This window comes from Marinomonas spartinae (assembly GCF_900089775.1).
Classification (GTDB): Bacteria; Pseudomonadota; Gammaproteobacteria; order Pseudomonadales; family Marinomonadaceae; genus Marinomonas; species Marinomonas spartinae.
In genome coordinates, this window is sequence record NZ_FLOB01000001.1 from 112,082 (window position 1) to 133,311 (window position 21,230).

Genomic DNA, 21,230 nt, shown 5'->3' on the forward strand with positions numbered 1-21,230 from the left:
GTAAAGTATAAATAACGCTTTTTAATCCGTCTGCGGCTTAAATTCAATGTCGCAGTTCCACTCATTCTGAAATGGAATCGAAAACATGGCAAAGCAAATCATTCATACTGAAAAAGCACCTGCGGCCATAGGCCCCTATTCACAAGCTGTTCGCACAGGAAATACTGTCTATCTTTCTGGTCAGATTCCTTTAGTGCCAGAGACCATGGAAATCATCAGCGAAGACATCGTTGAGCAAACCACTCAAGTCTTCAAAAACTTACAAGCCGTGTGTGAAGCCGCTGGCGGCTCCCTAAAAGACGTGGTGAAATTCAATATTTTCATGACAGATCTAGGTAACTTTGCCACAGTGAACGAAGTGATGACACAATTTGTTTCACAACCCTTCCCTGCTCGTGCTGCAATGGGCGTCCGTGCCCTACCAAAAGGCGTACAAGTGGAAATCGAAGGTATCATGGCATTAGAAGACTAAGCGTCTTGTTTATTACCTTAGTCGGCTAAGCGCTAGGCTAACACCATCAAATGCTTAATCGTAAAAAAAAAGACGCCACGGCGTCTTTTTTAGTTCCATTGAGCGAAATATATTTCCCTAGTGCGCCCTATGACCAGCAGGTTTGTAGGTAATCAGACTGACTCCGAGCATGATCAACACACTGCCCACTAAGACAACCCAAGATAAAGGCTCAGCAAACACCCAGTGAGCCAGTAGGGTCACTAACACATAGCTGATACTCAAGCATGGATAGGCCACCGATAGGGGGATTTTTTTCAATGCCAACATCCAGCAACCCAGCGACAGCCCATAACACATCAAGCCAAAAAACACGTGAATAAGGCTGGAAAGATGGCTTTGTAGAAACGCGATACCGTTCCCTTCCACCATCAACCAATTGAGAGAAACCACAGGCATACCGCTCATGCCAGATTTCATTAACAATTGCGCTAAGGTTACCAGCAATAGGCTTGCAATAATGGCGAACCAAGACCTCATGCATAGCCTCCCAGTAAGCTTACTCCTAGTATAATGCAGAGCACACCACACCACTGGCGAGGGCTCACGGTTTCTTTAAACCACCACCGAGAAGCAGCCATCACTAGCACGAAATTCAAGCTCAACATGGGATAAGCAATGCCAACAGGGAGACGCTGCAACACCAGCAACCAAAAGACGGCCCCCAAGCCTAAGCAACCAATAATCGCCAGTAGCCACCAGACTTGATGACGAGGGTCAGTGCGGGTCGCAACGCTTTTCTGCAACAACTGGCCAATACAAGTGAGCAGCAACGTCAGCGCCATTAACACCACTATCATGGCTGTTTAGCGTACACTAACAGGTAAAACCTTCCAGCATGATACTGTTCCGTCGGCACAGGCAATCTCGCTAACAACTGCGCACTGTTTTTACCAGACTCCAATGCCAAAACGACCTGTTGAGATTGACGTTTTTTCGGCAAATCATCGCGGAACTCCTGATAGGTATAACGACGTTTTTTGCTACTGTGATCCAAACCATAGCTCAACTCGCCCGTGCCATTTAGCAGATCAATGTTGCTACGCTTTAACTCCCAGCCAATCCCTCCGATGAGCGCAACAGAATTACTGAGTACCCAAGCATTCGGTTGTACTTTTTGAACATATTGACTGAAAAAGACGCCTGGCAATTTGCTGTTTACCACCTTCATAGGCAACGCTAGGGGAAGTAAGATAAACAAAGCCATGGGAGCTAATGCCAAAAACATAGGGGCTCTCTTGATGTTTGTCAGACTCAACAAGGGAACCAAAGCACAGCCAAACAAAATAGCAATACCAAACCAAAAACGCATTATTTCATGGGGACCATATCCTTCTACCTTGCCAACCACATTAAACTGCATTAGCAACAGTACGAGAGCGAATCCACAAAATCCTAATACATTTCCCCACACGGAAAATTTAATAACCCGATGATTTTCTTTTAGCAACTCGACTAAACCACAACCAATCAAGATCGCTAGAGGCATCATCAATGGCACAATATAAGTGGGTAGTTTTCCTTTCGCGATGGATAGCAATAGGAATGGCAAGACAAAGCAAAGCGCTTGATACAAAAAGAAATGCTTATGGGCCTTGTCAGTAAAATTGCGCAGGATCGCTTTAGGGGCCAAAAACGTCCATGGAAAAATTGCCAACAACAACACAGGAAGGTAAAACCAGAAAGGTCTGAGGTGCTGGGCATTCGAGGCATCAAAACGTCGAATATTTTCATTCCAGAAAAAGAAATGCCAGTAATCAGGCGCCTTAAATGCAACCGCCAAACTCCAAGGTAGCGCAACGAGAACGGCAGCTAAAATCGCCAACAAGCCATAAACAAGCACCTGCTTAAACTGACGAGTCAGGATCATAAAGGGCACAAGAGCGATCACTAGAAGTGCCAGCCCGACAAAACCTTTGGTTAAAAAGGCGGCGCCACCAAATGCCCCAAACAGAAGATAACGCCACGCCATAGCCTGACGACTTTGCGCTTGAATAGCATAATAGAAACTCGCAAAAGACGCCGCCATCCACAAGGTTAGTTGGCCATCTAATGCATTATACGTCCCCACCCCAAACACCAGAGGGCAAGACAAATACACCAACGCAGAATAAAACGCTTTGCGCTGATCTTTCAGAACAATCTTAACAAATTGGTAAGTAATCAGTGCCGTTAAACCAATAGATAACGCGGGCATCAAACGGGCTGCAAAATTCGTATGACCAAATAGCAACTGGCTTATGTTATTCATCCAGTAACCGAGAATCGGTTTTTCAAAATAATGCAGGCCCATAAAATGCGGCACCACCCAGTTACCACTAGCGAGCATTTCTCGGCTGATTTCCGCATAGCGGGTTTCATCTGGCATCCACAGTGGGTGCCAACCAAGGGGTAACAAATACAATAACGCAAAAGCGAACAATAAAACCCATTTATAGGGAACTGGGCGCATACACTTCCTCACTCTTAGAGTCTTGCCAACCGACCCAACCTTCTCGCCCAAATAGGCTGTCTCGCTTCACGTCAGTTAAAATATTTGCGGGCTGTTCAGCCAGTAAATCCGTTAAGGTCACTGGTTGCCACTGGCGCGCTTTAAACATCGCCAATAGTTGCTCGAACTGTTCTGTCATCACAATGCCTTCCACTTCCGCATGAATCGTATAAACGGGAAATGGCTGTTTTTCTAGGGCATCGCAGATATATTGATTAAACCCGTCCATGTCGCAGGCCGTCCCAACCACTTCGTCGAAGGTCGGTACGGTAACAGGGATTTGAACTGTCCCTGCTTGTCCATTTTGCAAACGTGGATAGAATGCAGTGCTGCCACGGCAATCGCTGTTGTAAGCAAAATGAAAACGCTCTTTTAACTCGACCACACGGGCATCTGCACGCCATCCTGGCGCCGCACTACAACGTACCGCTTCACCTAAGATATCGCCTAGACGGTCATACCCCTGTTGAAGATGATCCAACATTTTGGCATCAGACCAGCGCTGCGTATTCAGTTGCCATCCATGATGATCCCAGGCGTGCAAACCTATTTCATGACCTTGTTTTTGTGATTCTCGAATTGGTGTCGCCGCATGTTTACCAATCACCTTACCAGGCCAGCAGGTGCCCGCCAGTAAGATATCCAGCCCATACAAGCTTGCCGCATTGGAGCGTAACATTTTAATCAAAAACTTGGGTTTGATGAGACGCCATAAATGGCGTCCCATGTTGTCTGGCCCGACGGAAAAGAAAAAACTCGCTGTAATACCATGCTTATCGAGTATTTCTAATAACTTAGGTACACCGACCTGCGTACCTTTCAGCGTGTCGACATCAATTCGTAAGCCAATTTTTCTCATTGAAGATTAGTCCTGAGAAACCGTTGATTGAATGAAGAAGTCGAGTGTTTTCTCAATGGTTTCATCCATATGAATATCAGGATGCCAATCCAACAACTTGTTGGCATTTTCAATGCTTGGACGACGATGAGAAACGTCTTGATAGCCATCACCGTAGAAACTACGGCTTTCAATCGCTTTAAAGCCAGCAAAAGGAGGAAAATTGCCACGCAATGGGTGCGCTTCGAATTTTTCCAACAAAGTTTGCGCCATGTCTTTGATACTGGCTTCGTTATCTGGGTTACCAATATTAATGATCTGACCGTCACACTTGTTATCGCGGTTTTCAATAATGCGGAACAAGGCTTCGATGCCGTCTTCAATATCAGTGAAACAACGTTTTTGCGCCCCACCATCAACCAATTGAATCGGTGTCCCTTCGATCAAATTCAGGATCAATTGCGTGATGGCACGAGAACTACCGATGCGCGCCGAATCCAAGCTGTCTAAACGAGGGCCCATCCAGTTAAATGGGCGGAATAGCGTGAAGCGTAAGCCATCTTTTGCACCGTATGCCCAAATAACGCGGTCTAGAAGCTGTTTAGACACAGAGTAGATCCAACGTTGCTTGTTAATTGGGCCAACGATTAGACGAGATGTGTCTTCATCGAAACGCTCGTCATCACACATACCATAAACCTCAGAAGTCGATGGGAAGATGATGCGTTTGTTGTATTTCACACAGTAACGAACGATTTTTAAGTTTTCTTCAAAGTCCAATTCGAACACGCGAAGCGGATTACGGGTGTATTCGATTGGCGTTGCAATCGCAACTAGCGGAAGGATCACGTCACATTTCTTAATGTGGTATTCCAACCACTCACTGTGAATACTAATGTCCCCTTCAACGAAGTTAAAACGCGGGTGATCCAGCAAACGGTCAATGGCACTGGCGCTGATATCCATACCGTACACTTCGTAACCGTCGTCTTTAAGAAGACGTTCAGTGAGGTGGTTACCGATAAAGCCGTTTACCCCCAAGATCAATACTTTTACACGCTTTTTCGCCGCCAAAGCCAGGCTCGCTTTTGGCCCAAGACGCATGCCTTGCGTTAAGCTCATTTCACGTGCCAGTTGCGCACCGCTTAGGAACAAACCTTGCTCAGATTGTCCCGTTTCAATTTGTAGCACGCCATCACCACAGGCTACTTGAAATGGCTCGGTGCTCAGAACCGTACCAGCGGCTTGTGTGGTTTCTTGAGAGACGATTTTCGCTTCCCAAACAATAATTTTGCGATCACCAATATAGCTGAATGCGCCAGGATAAGGCTGTGCAACCGCACGGGTTAGGTTATAAAGCGCTTGTGCACTCTTGTTCCAATCTAACTCACCATCCGCAGGGGTACGACGGCCAAAGTAAGTAGCATCTGCATCGTTTTGTGGTGTGAAGGTTAGCGTACCTGCCACGAGCGCCGGCAATGTAGTGGCAAGCAAGGTCGCAGCCGCCGCGTCCATTTTTTTGTGTAATGTGTAAGCGGTGTCCACTTGTTCAATGTCAACGGTTTGCTGACCTGCGATATCCCCTTGATCAGGGCGAGCAGTCATTTTATGAAGTGTGACGCCTGTTTGCGTTTCACCATTCACCAATGCCCAGTTAATGGGTGCACGACCACGGTATTTTGGCAACAAAGAGCCGTGTAGGTTGAAGGCGCCCGATTTAGCGCAATCCAACAACTCTTGGCTTAACATGTCACGGTAGTAGAAAGAGAAAAGGAAGTCTGGTTCCATCGCTTTGATGCGCTCAATCCATAATGGATGGTTCACTTCATGAGGCGCGAACACAGGCACATCATGTTTAGCACATAATTGAGCGACCGAAGCAAAAAACTGCTGTTCTTCTGGTGAGTCGGTATGAGTGAACACAGCTTGGATTTCAATGCCCGCTTCAAGTAGCTGGCTAATTCCGGTGCATCCAATATTGTGGTAAGCAAAAACAACGGCTTTCATATTATTCTTTCTCTTTTAAAAATGGCGAAGTAGAAGATCCTGAACGGACTATTTTCTGAATAAAGTAACGAGGGCGAGCGCGAACATCGTTGTACATTCTGCCAATGTATTCACCCAACAGCCCCATACCAATAAATTGCGCGCCAACAAAAATAAACAGCACAGCAAATAAGGTAAACACACCATCGCCCGCCCAAACAGGACCTTGAACGAGACGTAAAATAATCAATAAAAAGGCGAAGAAAAAACCTGCGCCAGCAATTAATGACCCCACAATGCTCAATAGACGTAATGGCGTGGTTGTCATACAAGTAATGAGGTCAAACATCAAGTTGATCAGTTTCATCACACTGTATTTTGAATCGCCAAATTCACGCTCGGCATGATCCACATCGATCTCAGTGGTCTTTCTTGCAAAGCTATTGGCTAAAATCGGGATAAAGGTGCTGCGTTCGTGACATTGCAACATTGCATCAATGACGTGTCGGCGATAAGCACGGAGCATACAACCATAATCACTCATTTGCACTCCGGTGGCACGGCGCACACCGCCATTGATAATTTTCGAAGGCAATGTACGGAAAAGCGAATCTTTACGGCGTTTACGCACCGTGCCAATCACATCATAACCTTCGTCAGCTTTAGCAACCAAACGAGGAATTTCTTCCGGCGGGTTTTGTAAATCCGCATCCAAGGTAATCACCAAATCCGCATCAACGATTTCAAAACCAGCCATAATGGCCGCATGCTGACCATAATTACGGTTCAGCAAGACACCCACAATATGACTATCGGGTTGGTCAGACGCCTCTTGAATCAGTTGGGCTGAACGGTCATGACTGCCATCATCAACTAAAATAATATCGTAGTCGCGATCTATAAGACGACAAGCACTGTCCGTACGTCGGATTAATTCCGGCAAGCTCTCTTCTTCGTTATAGACTGGAATAACGATGGCGACATTCGAAATGTCTGTTTTATTATGCACTTTTGTTATTTCTCCAAAATGTCATTAATAGCATCCAGAACTCGTTGAACATCCTGCTCCGTCATATCTGGAAAAAGCGGAATGGAACACAATCGGCTGGAATTCCATTCTGTATTTGGCAACGAAATCTCAGGGAACCGTTGACGGTAATAATGTTGCGAATGCACGGCACGGAAATGGATACCAGAGCCAATATTGCGCTCTTTAAGCTCTGCCATAAACTGCTCGCGAGTGAGACCACATGTCTCAGGGTCAATACGCACAATCATCAAATGCCAGGCATGAACATGGGGGTAATCTACTAGAGCTAAAGGCTGAAGAGGCGTATTTTTCAGTCCTTCAAGATAGACGTTTGCCAAATCCGCACGTTGCTGATTTAACTTAGCCAAACGGGCGAATTGACCTAGTGCCAACGCCGCATTCATATCGGGTAAGTTGTATTTAAAGCCAGGAATCATCACTTCTGCCTGAGGCTTACGCCCCTGCATTTGGCGATCAAATGCGTCCACCCCTAAGCCATGAAAGCGCAACATTCTTAATTGTTCCGCTAAGGCATCGTCGTCGGTGGTAATCACACCGCCCTCTGCACTGGTGACATTCTTAATCGCATGAAGTGAAAAGATCGCCGTGCCCGCCTGGCCTATTGGCGTACCATGATAAGAGGTTCCAATGGCATGGGCTGCGTCTTCTACCAAGGGAATGTTATGCGACTTGGCAATGGCATTAAGCGCGTTCAAATCTACTGGGGCACCAGCATAATGAACAGGAACGATGGCTTTCGTTTTCGATGTGATCGCTTGTTCTAATGCATCTGCCGTCATCATCAATGTGTCTTTGTCCACATCCACAAACACTGGGGTCGCCCCCAACAGACAGATAATGTTGGCAGTCGAAACCCAAGTTTGTGATGGCGTAATCACTTCATCGCCAGGCCCCACCCCTAACGCTAATAACGTCAAATGCATACCCGCCGTCGCAGAGGAGATGGCAATAGCATGTCGACAGCCTAAATAATCACAAAAAGCCTCTTCCAACGCATTGGTTTTAGGGCCTGTTGTAATCCAACCAGAAGACAACACTTCTGCAACGGCAGCAATATCATCCTGGTCGATAGCAGGACGGGAAAAAGGCAAAAACTCTAACGAAGGCATTCCTGAGCTCCACAATAGAATTGCTTTAGAAAATACCAATCAATATACAATACCGTTGGCAGAGATTCTTTATAGCGCATTTATGGTCAATAAATTATGAAAAAATGGTCTAAAACACGATAATAAAACAAATAGTTTGTTATTTTATCATGTAAACTAGCTCGATTGAGACTCCCTAATAAGAATCCCCTTTTTATTATCCACGTAAAGAAAAAGCAAGCTACAAGAAAAAGCCAAGCGTCCTTTATTGATAAAATAGACAAAGCACGCTTTAGACAGACCTTTCTTGCCGGTATTGCTCGACTAATGGTAAGTAGCCCGATACATAACTGGGGTATTGAAAACAAAACCCTGTTTCAACAAGCGATTTGTTACTAATACGCTTGCCCGTTTTCGGTAAAAAAGCCTGGGCATTATCTGGAATATTCGCAGGAACACCCAATAAACGAGCAATACAGAGTTTGACCTCCCACATAGATACAGGGGTATGATCCGTTACTTCATAATGAGCTAACAGAGTCTCGCCATGTAGAGCACGACTTGCCAAATGCAGTAACGCTCGCACCACATCGTCTCGATGAACCCGATTCGTCCAGCTATTTTTATCCCAAGATTCAGCCGACATCACTTTTTTCAGCAAGCGATAACGACCCGGTCCGTAAATTCCCGAACAACGCACCGCAACCGAGGGCAACGCCTTTGCCAAGACCTGTTCTGCCTCCAGAATCCACTGTGAAGAAGCAGAATCGGGTCTTTGGGGTTCAGTGTTTTCATCAATCCAGTCCCCCTGATTTTGTCCATAGATACTGGTACTCGACACAAAGAATACCTGTGGCTGAGTCGCACGATACCTTTCTACTATTCGGGTTGCCGTCTCGTAGTAAGCGGCGCGATAAGCGGTTTCATTATATTCTTGCGGCGTCATGATCAAAAAAATCAAATCCACATCAGGCAATTGCTCATCACTAAACTGCGTGAGATCACCCGTTATGCCGTGGACACCCGATGGGAAATAGAGACCAGTACGACGAATCGCACTCACCTGATGGCCTTGCTCCACAAGGGCTGGCGCAATACCAGCTCCCAAATCACCACATCCGGCGATTAAAATTCGTTTCGCTATCATAAAAGTCTCCTAAATAAGCCACAAAATTTAAGTAATAAAAGCGCAAACAGTATTAACCGATACACCTTATCAAATTTTGTATTATCATAGTTATTAACAATGAACTGGTTGAGGGATTCGCAATGACATTAACAGAGTTAAAATACGTTGTTATGTTGGCACAGGAAAAGCATTTTGGACATGCTGCCGAAAAATGCTATGTGTCACAACCGACATTAAGCGTTGCAGTAAAAAAGCTTGAAGAGGAACTGGGTGCCGCCATTTTTGAGCGTAGCAAAAGCTCTGTGTACATTACACCGCTCGGCGAACAAATTGTCGCGCAAGCAAAACGTGTCTTGGAACAGGCGAATACTATCAAAGAATTAGCTTCATCCGGTCATAACCAGTTAAAAGGCCCTATTAAAGTAGGTGCTATTTTTACCATTGCACCGTATCTTTTTCCTTTTATGATTCCTACATTGCGCTCTATCACCAATGATATGCCTTTAATCATAGAAGAAGACCTGACAGAAAACCTCCGCCCCAAGCTACGCAATGGGGAACTGGATGCCATCATTATCGCCCTACCTTTTCGTGAGCCAGATGTGGTGACACAACCAATCTATGAAGAAGAGTTTGTGGTGCTGATGCCTAAAGACCACCCTTGGACAAAATTGTCCCACATCCATACCGATCAACTGTCAACCGACAACCTATTATTGTTAGGTAAAGGACATTGTTTTAGCGAGCAAGTATTAGAAGCTTGCCCCATGGTTAGAGAAGACGAGTTCGGTGAAGGACGCACCATTGTCAATGGCAGCTCCTTAGAGACCATTCGCTATATGGTTGCCTCAGGACTGGGTGTGACGGTATTACCGAAATCGGCGGTGACCAATATCGATAATAGCCTGCTGGAAATACGGCCTTTTGCAGATCCCGTTCCCAAACGTACCGTGGCCCTCGCTTGGCGAGCCAGCTTTCCACGCCCTAATGCCATTGATGCGGTTAGCCAATCCATCCGTGAAGCCAGTAAAAAGCTCGAGCTATAAATTAAATTATGATGGATGATCTCGACACACAAGATGTCAGAGAACTAAAAGGCGTTGGCAATGCCATGGCCGAAAAGCTGGCGAAACTGCACATTAACACGGTGCAGGATTTACTATTCCATCTGCCCATTCGCTATCAGGATCGCACTCGCGTGGTGCCCATAGGGCAGTTACGTTTTGGTGATGAAGCCGTTATAGAAGGGGTGGTCACGGGCTGCGAAATCAAAATGGGAAAGCGCCGTAGCTTGTTGTGTCGTATGAAAGATGGAACGGGCACCTTATACCTGCGTTTTTTTCATTTCTCTGCGGCGCAAAAGAAACAGCTCGAATCAGGAAAAAAGATCCGTTGTTTTGGCGAAGTACGTCGGGGCAGTACTGGCTTTGAGATGTATCACCCGGAATATAAGCTCATTGATGAAGGGTCAACATTAGGTGAATCGGATCAATTGACCCCTATTTACCCCTTAACAGATGGGCTCACACAACCCAAAATTCGCCAATTATGCGAACAAGCTTTAGAACGCCTCACACCTTATAATTTAAAAGAATGGCTTCCAGACGAGATTCGCCAGCCATTCAGCTTGCCTAACCTAGCGGACGCCATTCGTTTTTTGCACCACCCTACAACCGATGCAAATTTAGAGCAGCTGAAAGCGGGGGCCCACCCAGCCCAATACCGTTTGTCGTTTGAAGAGTTGATGGCCCATCAATTGTCTTTGATCGGAAAGAAGATCAAGGCCAAAGAAGATAAAGCCATTCAAGTCACAGAAAGTGGCACCTTGGCGCAACGTTTACTAAGCCAGCTCCCCTTTTCGCCAACCAATGCTCAGCAACGAGTCTTTCAAGATATACTGCATGATCTAGCTTCAGGCCACCCCATGTTACGCTTGGTACAAGGAGACGTTGGTTCCGGTAAGACACTGGTAGCGGCCCTTGCAACGGCCGCCGTCGTTCAAGCAGGTTTTCAGGTGGCCATTATGGCTCCGACTGAAATTCTTGCCGAACAGCATTTAACGAATTTTACTCAATGGTTCACCCCTCTGGGTTTAAAAGTCGCCTGGATGGCCGGCAAGGTCAAAGGCAAAGCCCGTGAAAGTGAACTGGCTGATATAGCCTCCGGTGCCGCACAGATTGTCGTAGGGACGCATGCCCTCTTTCAAGAAAGTATCGTATTTGATCGTCTCGCTTTGGCGATTATCGATGAACAGCACCGTTTTGGTGTACACCAACGTATGGCACTGCGTGAAAAAGGCCTAAAACAGGGCTTTCAACCCCACCAACTAATTATGACCGCAACCCCCATTCCTCGGACATTAGCCATGTCGGCTTATGCCGACCTTGACTGTTCCATTATTGATGAATTACCGCCCGGACGTACCCCAGTCAATACCATTGTGGTATCTGACCAACGTCGAGGTGAAGTCATAGAACGCGTCAAACAGGGCTGCCAAGAAGGAAAACAGGCCTACTGGGTATGCACTCTGATAGACGAATCGGAAGCCTTACAATGCCAAGCGGCTGAAGACACCGCAATCTTGCTACAAGAACAACTGAGCAACCTAAAAATTGGCTTGGTACACGGCCGACTCAAGGCACAAGAAAAAGCGGACATTATGGCCCGTTTTAAAGCAGGTGAACTGCAATTACTCGTCGCCACAACAGTCATTGAAGTAGGCGTAGATGTACCGAATGCCAGTTTAATGGTTATCGAAAACCCAGAACGCCTCGGTTTAGCGCAACTTCATCAATTACGCGGCCGAGTTGGCCGTGGGCAAGCGGCGAGCCATTGCGTGTTACTTTATAAGGCACCACTTGGCGAACAGGGTAAAGCCCGATTATCAACCATGAGAGAAACCAGCGATGGTTTTAAAATTGCTGAGAAGGATTTGGAGTTACGCGGACCAGGTGAATTACTAGGCACCAGACAAACAGGACTGTGGGAATTCAAAGTTGCCGATTTGCAAAGAGACAAAGCCCTACTCGATGATGTCCAACAAGCAGCCGTTCAATTGCATCAGCGATACCCAGAGCGAATCCCCCCAATCCTGTCTCGCTGGCTGCCTGACCACGCCCGTTATCTGAATGTTTAGCGAATATTCACCACCGTGGTATTTTTTACTTCTTCCATCGCAACATAGGTTCTAGACTCTCGAACATGGGGCAGAGTCAGCAGAGTTTCCCCTAATAATTGACGATAAGTATCCATACTAGACACGCGAGCTTTTAATAAATATTCAAAATCCCCAGCGATTAAATGACACTCTAGAATCTCCGGAATCTCAGAGACAGCTACTTTGAATTCATTAAACCCCTCGGGGGATGTGGTTTTCAAACGAATCTCGACAAACACCAGCAAGCCAGCGTCAACTTTTTTGGGATCGACTAGAGCGCAATAGCCAGTGATATAACCATTACGTTCTAAGCGACGCACCCTTTCTAAACAAGGTGTCGCACTCAGCCCAACTCGGCTGGCAAGTTCAACGTTAGACAAGCGACCATTATCTTGCAGTTCTCGCAGTATTTTTTTGTCTAAGCGGTCAAGCGGTTTGGTTGAGTTGTCCATTTTGCATGGATCTCCTTACGTCACACTAAAGTTTTCTTAAGTCTATCATGGAGATGGCAACTTATGGGAAACGCTTTTTATCAATAGAACAAGAATAAAATACATGTTCTTTCTGACAAAGACAGCCTCAAAGCACCATTAAAGTGCAAAGTTAAAAAAGCGCACAGCAATGATACATTTTGTATCAGTTTTCGTTTTTCCCAACATTTTTACAATTTTGTTTGCCCCATAAATAAGCATTTATAACCGTCCCAATTGCCAGTATAGAGCAGATAAAAAAGTAAAAAACATGCACATTATGTCGTGATATTGTCATTTTACTCTTGACTGAACCTGTGAAAGAGGCATTCTATACCGTGCAATTAGCACTTTTCAGGTAAACGTGCTGCTTTGTTTTGGAAAAAAATAAATAAATGTTGGCAACTGTTTTGCATATTCCTTACGAAGTACTGGATACTGTAAAGTTTTTGAGAACAACATACTAAAATATGCCTGGGAGGCGAAAAAATGAAATCGAACGTTGGCAAAATACTCTCAACAGCCGCAATTACTGCCGCTATTAGTACTGGTGCAGTCGCGGGCACACTTGATGATGTAAAACAAAAAGGCTTTATACAGTGCGGCGTAAGCCAAGGTGTACCCGGTTTCTCAAACGCAGACAACAAAGGTAACTGGTCTGGTATTGACGTCGATGGTTGCCGAGCAGTAGCAGCGGCTATTTTTAATGACCCTTCAAAAGTAAAGTTCACACCGCTTTCCGCTAAAGAACGCTTTACCGCCTTGCAATCTGGCGAGATCGACATGCTATCTCGTAATACCACATGGACCTACACACGAGATGTATCACTTGGCCTCGATTTCACCGCCATCACTTTCTATGACGGACAAGGCTTTATGGTTCGTAAAGAGCTGGGAGTTAAATCCGCGAAAGATCTAGACGGTGCGACAGTCTGTACGCAATCAGGCACCACTACAGAATTAAACATGGCCGACTTTTTCCGTAAAAATAACATGTCTTACGTGCCAGTTATTATTCAAAAGGCAGACGAGGCTGTTGCCGCTTACGACTCTGGCCGCTGTGACGTATTTACCACAGACAAATCTGGCTTAGCCGCTTGGCGTACCAAACTCAAAAACCCAAGCGACAATATCATTCTTCCTGAAACTATTTCTAAAGAGCCACTAGGCCCTGTTGTTCGCCAAGGTGATGAACAGTGGAAAGACTTGGTGACTTGGGTGTTGTTTGCACAAGTAAACGCTGAAGAAATGGGCATTACGTCGAAAAACGTTGCCGAAATCAAAAAAACCACTCAAGATCCTAGCGTTCGTCGCTTATTGGGCTTAGATGGCGATATGGGTAAAGACTTGGGTCTAAGTGCTGATTGGGCTTATAACGTGATCGCTAAAGTAGGGAACTATGGCGAAGAGTTTGATCGTAACGTGGGTAAAGATTCACCACTTGATTTACCCCGTGGTTTGAACAACCTATGGAACAATGGCGGTATCATGTACGCGCCACCAGTTCGTTAATATAACTCTCTTCGGGTTATTACCCAGCCACTCAACTCGTGGCTGGGTCTCTTCCCTCTTTTCCTATACATCTGACGAGCAGTTTTTGCCTGAACCAAGATGAGCGATATAAAAAAACCTAATAAACGAAGCTTTTTGTACGATGCGGGAACACGGTCTCTTGTTTTTCAAGTCGTGCTATTAGCTATTGTGTTATACGTTTGCTATTACCTGTTTAGTAACTTACAAGCCAACTTAGACAGTCGAGGAATATCCACTGGCTTTTCTTTTTTAAACGAGCCTGCTGGCTTTCCTATCCTCATTCACCTAATTAGTTATACTGAGGCAGATACATACGGGCGCGCTTTTTTAGTGGCCTTAATCAACACCTGTGTCATCTCTCTGCTAGGCATTATATTCGCGACTATTATTGGCGTGATAATGGGACTATCCCGTTTATCTAGAAACTGGTTAGTCGCCCGATTGGCAACGACTTATATTGAAACATTACGCAATATTCCATTGTTACTACAGATGTTCTTTTGGTATTTTGCTGTACTCGCTGCACTGCCTACCCCTCGGCATAGTTACGAATTTGCCGATTTTTTCCTGAATAAACGTGGGATATATTCGCCAAACCCGATCATTCAAGAAGGCTTTAGCATTGCCGTTTTTGGTTTTATGTTATCCATTGTTGCCTCCATCGCCCTTATTATTTGGGCGAAAAAGCGCCAAACGAGAACGGGGTTGTGGTTTCCTGCCTACTGGTCCTCATTAGGAATTATCGTTGTTATCACCTTGTTAGCCTTTGCCGTTGCTGGGTTTCCCCTAACATTTGACCTACCGCACCAAACACGTTTTAACATCAAAGGGGGGATGGTACTACCGCCTGAATTTGTTGCAGTCTTACTAGCGTTATCCACTTACACGGGGGCTTTTATTGCGGAAATTGTTCGCGCTGGTATTTTGTCTGTTAATTGGGGACAAACAGAAGCCGCTCGCTCATTGGGTTTAAAAGACAGCTTGACACAACGACTCATCGTCTTACCTCAAGCCTTGCGCGTTATTATCCCCCCTTTGACAAGCCAATTTCTTAACTTAGCCAAAAACTCCTCATTGGGAGCCGCTATTGCTTATCCTGAATTAGTGTCTGTCGTCATGGGCACCACGCTCAACCAAACGGGGCAAGCGATTGAAACCATCGGGTTATGTATGCTGGTTTATGGAACATTGAGTTTGAGTATTTCTTTGTTTATGAATTGGTATAACAAAAAAATGTCATTAATCGAGCGTTAGGAGGCCAATATGGCGATTGAATTTAAACCATCCCCAAGCCTTCCACCACCATCAAAATCAGTGGGTGTTGTCGCTTGGATTAGACACAATTTATTATCCTCACCACTCAATGTCGTGTTAACGGCTTTCAGTCTGTACATTCTGTACTTGACGATTCCACCGCTAATTGAATGGGGGCTTATCAATGCCACTTGGACAGGTACATCCAATAAAGCTTGTACTGGTGGAGGGGCGTGTTGGGCGTTTATTAACTCTTATTTTGAACAATTCATGTATGGCTTTTACCCTTCTGAGCAAACATGGCGGATCAATTTAGCTCTGGTTATCCTTGTTCTTTTGGTGGCCATGTTTGCCATTAAAAAAATCAATAAGCTTTATCTAGCACTGGTTATTATTCTTGCTTACCCAGTCCTCGCTTACTACTTATTTTCTGGTGGTGTATTTGGTTTAGAACCCGTTGAAACAGCAAAATGGGGTGGACTCTTCTTAACCGTCCTTCTGGGGGTTATTGGTATCGTGGCATCGTTTCCACTGGGAGCGTTACTGGCTTTAGGGCGTCGCTCTAATATGCCCGTCGCCAAATCCGTTTGCGTTATCTTTATCGAAAGCATTCGGGCTGTACCATTGATTACCATTTTATTTATGGCGTCAGTGATGATTCCACTCTTTTTGCCGGAAGGATTAAACTTTAACAAGCTGCTACGTGTTTTGATCGGTATTGTCCTGTTCTCATCCGCCTATATGGCAGAGGTGATTCGAGGAGGGTTACAAGCCATACCGAAAGGTCAATATGAAGCCGCTGATGCAATGGGTCTATCCTATTGGCAGTCCATGTCGCTCATTATTTTGCCCCAAGCTTTAAAACTAGTGATTCCAGGCATCGTTAATACCTTTATTGGTTTATTTAAAGATACAACGCTGGTTTACATAGTGGGCATGTTTGATTTCTTAGGACGCATTCAAGCTGCTAACCACGATACAAAATGGTTAGGAACCACCGTCGAAGGGTATGTTTTCGCCGCTTTCGTTTACTGGATTTTCTGCTTTGGCATGTCCCGTTACAGCATGGCACTAGAGCGTAAATTGGAAACCGGACATAAGCGAAATTAGTTAAGAATTTGAGGCCTATATAATGACAGATAGAAATATGGCGCTTGCCCAACTAGAAGCCGGCGAGCAAGCAATCATCGAGTTTAAAGATGTAAATAAGTGGTATGGCGATTTTCATGTACTAAAAAACATCAACTTTAGTATCAAAAAAGGGGAACGAATTGTCGTCTGTGGTCCATCAGGATCAGGAAAATCCACCATGACCCGATGTATCAATCGCCTTGAGGAGCACCAAAAAGGGACTATCTCCGTTGATGGCATCGAAATGAATGATAACTTGAAGAACATCGAAACCATTCGTAAAGATGTCGGCATGGTTTTCCAGCATTTTAACCTGTTTCCACATTTAAGCATTCTAGAAAATCTGACACTAGCGCCTATTTGGGTGCGTAAAATGCCCAAAAAAGAAGCAGAAGAACTGGCCATGCACTATTTGGAACGCGTAAAAATTGCTAACCAAGCGTTAAAGTATCCAGGGCAACTTTCTGGGGGGCAACAACAGCGTGTGGCAATTGCTCGTGGCCTGTGTATGCAGCCGCGCATCATGCTATTTGACGAGCCCACTTCCGCCCTTGATCCAGAAATGATTAAAGAAGTGCTCGATGTTATGGTGCAGCTTGCAGAAGAAGGGATGACCATGGTTTGTGTGACCCATGAAATGGGCTTTGCTAAAACCGTAGCGGATCGTGTGGTCTTTATGGATGCAGGAGAAATCGTTGAGGCCAATGAGCCTCAAGAGTTTTTTAATAATCCACAACACGACCGTACCCAATTGTTCCTAAGCCAAATTTTGAACCATTGACATCGGTACCCTATTAACCGAGCGATTCGGCTCAATCGCCTCATCTTGATGTGTCACCATGACGTTGGGCGCAGTAAGGTGAGGCTTTTTTATGGGTGTTTTCTATGCGACATCGCTTCCAAACCTCAATATAATAGCCACGTCACTAATCGAGGTCTTTGCCCACAGTCTGAAACACTGGCGTCGATCAAAGAGCTCTAAACGATTGGCCTAACATGCAATTAAATCATCATCTGACACTTGCCCTGCATTACCGTTGGCAACCCTTAAAACAAATTAACAAACAACAAATTCCGGCGTCACTGTGGTTTTGGCTTACAACCAGTCAATCCATCACCGCTGAATTGAAAAAAAGAGGTCAGCTCACAGTAGAGGTCATTGAGGATGCTTGGGGAAAAGCAACACCGCGAGAAAAACGTCGACTCAGCATGAAACCACGCGATGCAGCACGCGTTCGCACGGTATTATTAAAAGTCGATGGTCGAACCGTTATATACGCCCGCTCCATTATCCCTGCCAACGCCTTACGAGGCCATTGGCGACAGGTGAAGCATTTGCACCATAAACCATTGGGCGGTTATTTGTTTAAGCATAGGGCACTTAAACGCAGTCCTATTGAGGTGGCCGCCCTTCCCAAAGGCTTATTTACCAATCACCATACCAAAATCTGGGCAAGACGCTCTGTTTTCCAACAATTTGGCTCTGGTATCTTGGTCAGTGAAGCATTTTTCGAGACAATGGCATAACATAAAGGCGGCTTCGCCTAATTCTGACGACTAAATCAATGGACTCCCATGAACAAGCTTAAAGATTACGCCGACTTAACGCGTTTTAATCGTCCTATTGGCTCCCTACTCTTGCTGTGGCCAACCCTATGGGCACTTTGGCTAGCGGCCGATGGCTGGCCCCAGTGGCATCTTATTGTCATTTTTGTTCTGGGGGTATTTAGCATGCGTTCCGCAGGCTGTGTCATCAATGATTATGCCGACCGAAAAGTCGATGGACATGTCGAGCGTACGAAAAATCGTCCTTTACCATCTGGACGTGTGTCCGAAAAAGAAGCGCTAGGGCTGTTCGCTTTTTTGGTCGTACTGAGCTTTTTGTTAGTGCTGTGTACCGATTTACGAACCATTTTGCTGTCTTTCGTCGGCTTAGGATTAGCGGCACTGTACCCCTTTATGAAGCGCTATACCCACCTGCCCCAGTTATTTCTTGGCTTGGCGTTCTCTTGGGCCATACCCATGGCATACAGCGCCCAAGGCGGGGATCTGCTAGACCCCAAACTGTGGATGTTGTTTGTGGCAAATTGCTTCTGGACCATTGCCTATGACACCTACTATGCCATGACAGACCGACCCGACGATTTAAAAGTCGGCATTAAATCCACCGCGATCCTTTTCGGCAAATACGATTTACTTGTTATCCTCTGTCTACAAGGTCTGACGTTATCCCTATTGGTCTGGATCGGGATACTGGCACACCTTAATTGGATCTACTTTGTGTCGCTTATCATTAGTTTGGGATTATTTGGGATGCAATACCAAAAAGCCAAAGAACGCGAGCGACAAGCCTGCTTCCATGCTTTCTTAGATAATAATCGAATTGGGTACTGTATCTTTATTGGTATCGCTGCTAGCTTACTATTTGTGTAATATATGGCGAATATGTGACATTTTCATATAACTGTCATACTAAGGCGTTTTAATAAAACCGTTCCTGAGATGAGGGTAGATCCTGTGACCGGTAAAAAAGTATTAATCATTGATGATGAGTCTTCCATTCGCGAGATGATCGCCGTCGCCTTAGAAATGGCGGGATACGAATATATGGAAGCGGAAAATAGCCAACAAGCCCACGAAATCATTGTCGACCATCGACCTGATTTGATTCTCTGCGACTGGATGATGCCAGGAAGCAGCGGCATAGAGCTGACTCGGCGCCTAAAAAAAGACAGTGCGACAGCGGAAATTCCCGTTATTATGCTGACAGCGAAAAGCGAGGAAGACAACAAAATTCAAGGATTGGAAGTCGGTGCTGACGATTACATTACCAAGCCCTTCTCGCCACGAGAATTAGTTGCCAGACTGAAAGCCGTGTTGCGTCGAGCCACCCCTCAAGGGGTAGATGAGCCAATTGAAATCGAAGGGCTAACCCTTGATCCTATTAGCCAACGCGTTACCATTGACAACAAACCGCTGGATATGGGGCCGACAGAGTACCGTTTGCTAAAATTCCTCATGACTCACCAAGAAAGAGCCTATTCACGGGCACAATTATTGGACCAGGTATGGGGTGGTAATGTTTATGTGGAAGAACGCACTGTTGATGTGCATATTCGCCGTTTACGTAAAGCCATTGGTAGCAGCCATGACTTTTTGATTCAAACCGTTCGAGGGACTGGCTACCGCTTCTCTCCGAAAAGGACTTAGTCATATAATGAAAGCAGTTTGGCGAAGAGCAACGATTCGCTGGTCTTTAGGGCTTACGGCCTGCATCGTCATTGGTTTTATCATAAACCACCTATTAGCTGTCATACTCCTTTTTTTATTGGGAACATTGTATTGGCAGCTCTATCAACTTTACCAATTTCACTATTGGCTACGTCATTCAGGTCGAGGCGCTCCTCCTGAATCAGATGGTATCTGGGGAGACATCTTCGATGTTGTCTACCGCTTGCAGAAAAAGCAGCGTAAATCGAAGCGCCGTATGCGCCAAGCCTTGACCCGCATAGAGCATTCTACCGCCGCGCTAAAAGAAGGCGTGATCATGGCCGATAACCAAGGCAATTTAGAGTGGTGGAATAACTCTGCTGGACACTTTTTAGGATTGATGCGCCCAGTCGATCGTGGCCAACCCATTACTAACATCGTTCGTAATCCGGAATTTTTTCGCTATTTTACCCAAAAACGCTTTGGTGAACCGCTGGTGATTAAGTCACCGGCCAAAGAGGGCGTTTATTTAGAAGTCCAAACCACCTTGTACGATAAAAATGATCATTTGATTTTTATCCGTGATGTCACACGGCTACATCTGCTTGAAGAAATGCGCAAAGACTTTGTCGCCAATGCCTCCCACGAGCTAAAAACCCCTTTAACGGTCATCAAAGGTTACTTGGAAACGTTAGAAATGTTCCAAGATTCCTTGCCTGCCAGTATGCAAAAAGGCATCGCAAACATGTCTGAGCAATCGGAACGCATGGAACACTTAATCGAAGACTTATTACTACTGTCACGTTTAGAGAGCAATGATAAACGAGAAGAAGAGCATTGGCACGAGGTGTCTTCTTGGGCAGAAGCGATTAAGAAAATTGCCTCACCACTGCTTACAGACGCACATTCATTAGACATTGATATTCCAGAAAAAGCACGCCTGTATGGTTCTTATAACGAACTCTACAGTGCCTTTTCTAATTTGGTGGTAAACGCCATCAAGTACTCGCCAGATGGTGGTGAAATAAAGGTAAAGTGGGAGTCTAATGAGTTTAGTGGTGTGTTTTCAGTTGCCGACCAAGGCTTAGGTATAGATCCAAGATACATTCCACGCTTAACGGAACGGTTTTTCCGCGTCGATAAGGGCCGCAGCACCAAAACAGGCGGCACGGGCTTAGGTTTAGCCATCGTTAAGCATGTCCTCATGCACCATGATGCTAAGTTACAGATCCTTAGCGAACTCAACCGTGGCAGTCGCTTCTCTTGCCATTTCCCAGCCAACCGAGTGCGGACAGATGATATACCCACCTTCCCTGCAATCGATGAGTCCAACTTTGACAAAGAGCCTATCGAAAAAGACTAACAAGTGGCGTTTGATCGA

Annotated in this window: 20 protein-coding genes; 11 read left to right on the top strand and 9 right to left on the bottom strand. The window is 45.5% G+C overall.

The genetic code is table 11. From position 1 onward, the window contains the following. Positions 1-85 precede the first annotated feature (85 nt). Entirely contained in the window at positions 86-472 is a 387-nt protein-coding gene (ridA, locus tag MSP8886_RS00490; protein WP_067011622.1) for a deaminase RidA, read from the top strand. Positions 473-589: 117 nt separating this feature from the next. Here ridA and MSP8886_RS00495 read toward each other — a convergent pair whose 3' ends face one another. The 8 genes from MSP8886_RS00495 to MSP8886_RS00530 form a co-directional block, all read right to left on the bottom strand. Further along, a complete protein-coding gene (locus MSP8886_RS00495; protein ID WP_067011624.1) occupies positions 590-991 on the bottom strand; it encodes an EamA family transporter in 402 nt (133 codons plus the stop codon). After that, the gene (gene arnE, locus MSP8886_RS00500; protein ID WP_245658997.1) at positions 988-1,296 is read right to left on the bottom strand and encodes a 4-amino-4-deoxy-L-arabinose-phosphoundecaprenol flippase subunit ArnE; all 309 of its coding nucleotides are present in this window, start codon (positions 1,294-1,296) and stop codon (positions 988-990) included. Before arnE ends, MSP8886_RS00495 begins: the two co-directional genes overlap by 4 nt. Before the next feature lie 11 nt (positions 1,297-1,307). Further along, on the bottom strand, positions 1,308-2,963 hold the full coding sequence (gene arnT, locus MSP8886_RS00505) for a lipid IV(A) 4-amino-4-deoxy-L-arabinosyltransferase (RefSeq protein ID WP_067011628.1): 1,656 nt from the start codon (positions 2,961-2,963) through the stop codon (positions 1,308-1,310). Further along, positions 2,944-3,861: a 4-deoxy-4-formamido-L-arabinose-phosphoundecaprenol deformylase gene (arnD, locus tag MSP8886_RS00510; protein ID WP_067011630.1), complete on the bottom strand. Its 918-nt coding sequence runs from the start codon at positions 3,859-3,861 to the stop codon at positions 2,944-2,946. The genes arnT and arnD overlap by 20 nt, the downstream gene beginning before the upstream one ends. A 6-nt stretch (positions 3,862-3,867) precedes the next feature. Further along, positions 3,868-5,847 carry a bifunctional UDP-4-amino-4-deoxy-L-arabinose formyltransferase/UDP-glucuronic acid oxidase ArnA gene (arnA, locus tag MSP8886_RS00515; RefSeq protein WP_067011632.1) on the bottom strand — a complete coding sequence of 660 codons (1,980 nt, stop codon included), beginning with the start codon at positions 5,845-5,847 and terminating at the stop codon, positions 3,868-3,870. Between the two features lies 1 nt (position 5,848). After that, complete coding sequence (gene arnC, locus MSP8886_RS00520; RefSeq protein ID WP_067011633.1) at positions 5,849-6,835, bottom strand: undecaprenyl-phosphate 4-deoxy-4-formamido-L-arabinose transferase; 987 nt, start codon at positions 6,833-6,835, stop codon at positions 5,849-5,851. Positions 6,836-6,840: 5 nt separating this feature from the next. Further along, positions 6,841-7,986, bottom strand: a complete 1,146-nt coding sequence (gene arnB, locus MSP8886_RS00525) for a UDP-4-amino-4-deoxy-L-arabinose aminotransferase (RefSeq protein ID WP_067011635.1) — start codon at positions 7,984-7,986, stop codon at positions 6,841-6,843. 271 nt (positions 7,987-8,257) lie between these two features. Continuing rightward, the gene (locus MSP8886_RS00530; protein ID WP_067011637.1) at positions 8,258-9,112 is read right to left on the bottom strand and encodes an NAD-dependent epimerase/dehydratase family protein; all 855 of its coding nucleotides are present in this window, start codon (positions 9,110-9,112) and stop codon (positions 8,258-8,260) included. 122 nt (positions 9,113-9,234) lie between these two features. Here MSP8886_RS00530 and MSP8886_RS00535 point away from each other — a divergent pair, with 122 nt between their 5' ends. Next, positions 9,235-10,140 (top strand): hydrogen peroxide-inducible genes activator, encoded by a 906-nt coding sequence (locus MSP8886_RS00535; protein WP_067011639.1) that lies wholly within the window; start codon positions 9,235-9,237, stop codon positions 10,138-10,140. Between the two features lie 8 nt (positions 10,141-10,148). Continuing rightward, the gene (gene recG, locus MSP8886_RS00540) at positions 10,149-12,230 is read left to right on the top strand and encodes an ATP-dependent DNA helicase RecG (protein ID WP_139063061.1); all 2,082 of its coding nucleotides are present in this window, start codon (positions 10,149-10,151) and stop codon (positions 12,228-12,230) included. Here the strand turns inward: recG and lrp are convergent. Next, positions 12,227-12,703, bottom strand: coding sequence for a leucine-responsive transcriptional regulator Lrp (lrp, locus tag MSP8886_RS00545; RefSeq protein WP_067011640.1), 477 nt, complete (start codon positions 12,701-12,703; stop codon positions 12,227-12,229). The two genes, recG and lrp, sit on opposite strands and share 4 nt — an antisense overlap. A gap of 507 nt (positions 12,704-13,210) precedes the next feature. Here lrp and MSP8886_RS00550 point away from each other — a divergent pair. From MSP8886_RS00550 to phoR, 8 genes are all read left to right on the top strand, one after another. Continuing rightward, on the top strand, positions 13,211-14,233 hold the full coding sequence (locus MSP8886_RS00550) for an amino acid ABC transporter substrate-binding protein (protein WP_067011642.1): 1,023 nt from the start codon (positions 13,211-13,213) through the stop codon (positions 14,231-14,233). Between the two features lie 99 nt (positions 14,234-14,332). Then, complete coding sequence (locus MSP8886_RS00555) at positions 14,333-15,508, top strand: amino acid ABC transporter permease (protein ID WP_067011644.1); 1,176 nt, start codon at positions 14,333-14,335, stop codon at positions 15,506-15,508. A 9-nt stretch (positions 15,509-15,517) separates the two neighbouring features. Next, entirely contained in the window at positions 15,518-16,618 is a 1,101-nt protein-coding gene (locus tag MSP8886_RS00560) for an amino acid ABC transporter permease (protein ID WP_067011646.1), read from the top strand. A gap of 22 nt (positions 16,619-16,640) precedes the next feature. Further along, complete coding sequence (locus MSP8886_RS00565) at positions 16,641-17,420, top strand: amino acid ABC transporter ATP-binding protein (RefSeq protein WP_067011648.1); 780 nt, start codon at positions 16,641-16,643, stop codon at positions 17,418-17,420. Positions 17,421-17,635: 215 nt separating this feature from the next. Continuing rightward, positions 17,636-18,166 carry a chorismate--pyruvate lyase family protein gene (locus MSP8886_RS00570; RefSeq protein ID WP_067011650.1) on the top strand — a complete coding sequence of 177 codons (531 nt, stop codon included), beginning with the start codon at positions 17,636-17,638 and terminating at the stop codon, positions 18,164-18,166. Between the two features lie 48 nt (positions 18,167-18,214). Then, a complete protein-coding gene (gene ubiA / locus MSP8886_RS00575; RefSeq protein ID WP_067011652.1) occupies positions 18,215-19,072 on the top strand; it encodes a 4-hydroxybenzoate octaprenyltransferase in 858 nt (285 codons plus the stop codon). An 84-nt stretch (positions 19,073-19,156) separates the two neighbouring features. Continuing rightward, positions 19,157-19,849 (top strand): phosphate regulon transcriptional regulator PhoB, encoded by a 693-nt coding sequence (gene phoB, locus MSP8886_RS00580; RefSeq protein ID WP_067012923.1) that lies wholly within the window; start codon positions 19,157-19,159, stop codon positions 19,847-19,849. Positions 19,850-19,856: 7 nt separating this feature from the next. Continuing rightward, entirely contained in the window at positions 19,857-21,212 is a 1,356-nt protein-coding gene (gene phoR, locus MSP8886_RS00585; RefSeq protein WP_067011654.1) for a phosphate regulon sensor histidine kinase PhoR, read from the top strand. Positions 21,213-21,230 lie beyond the last annotated feature (18 nt).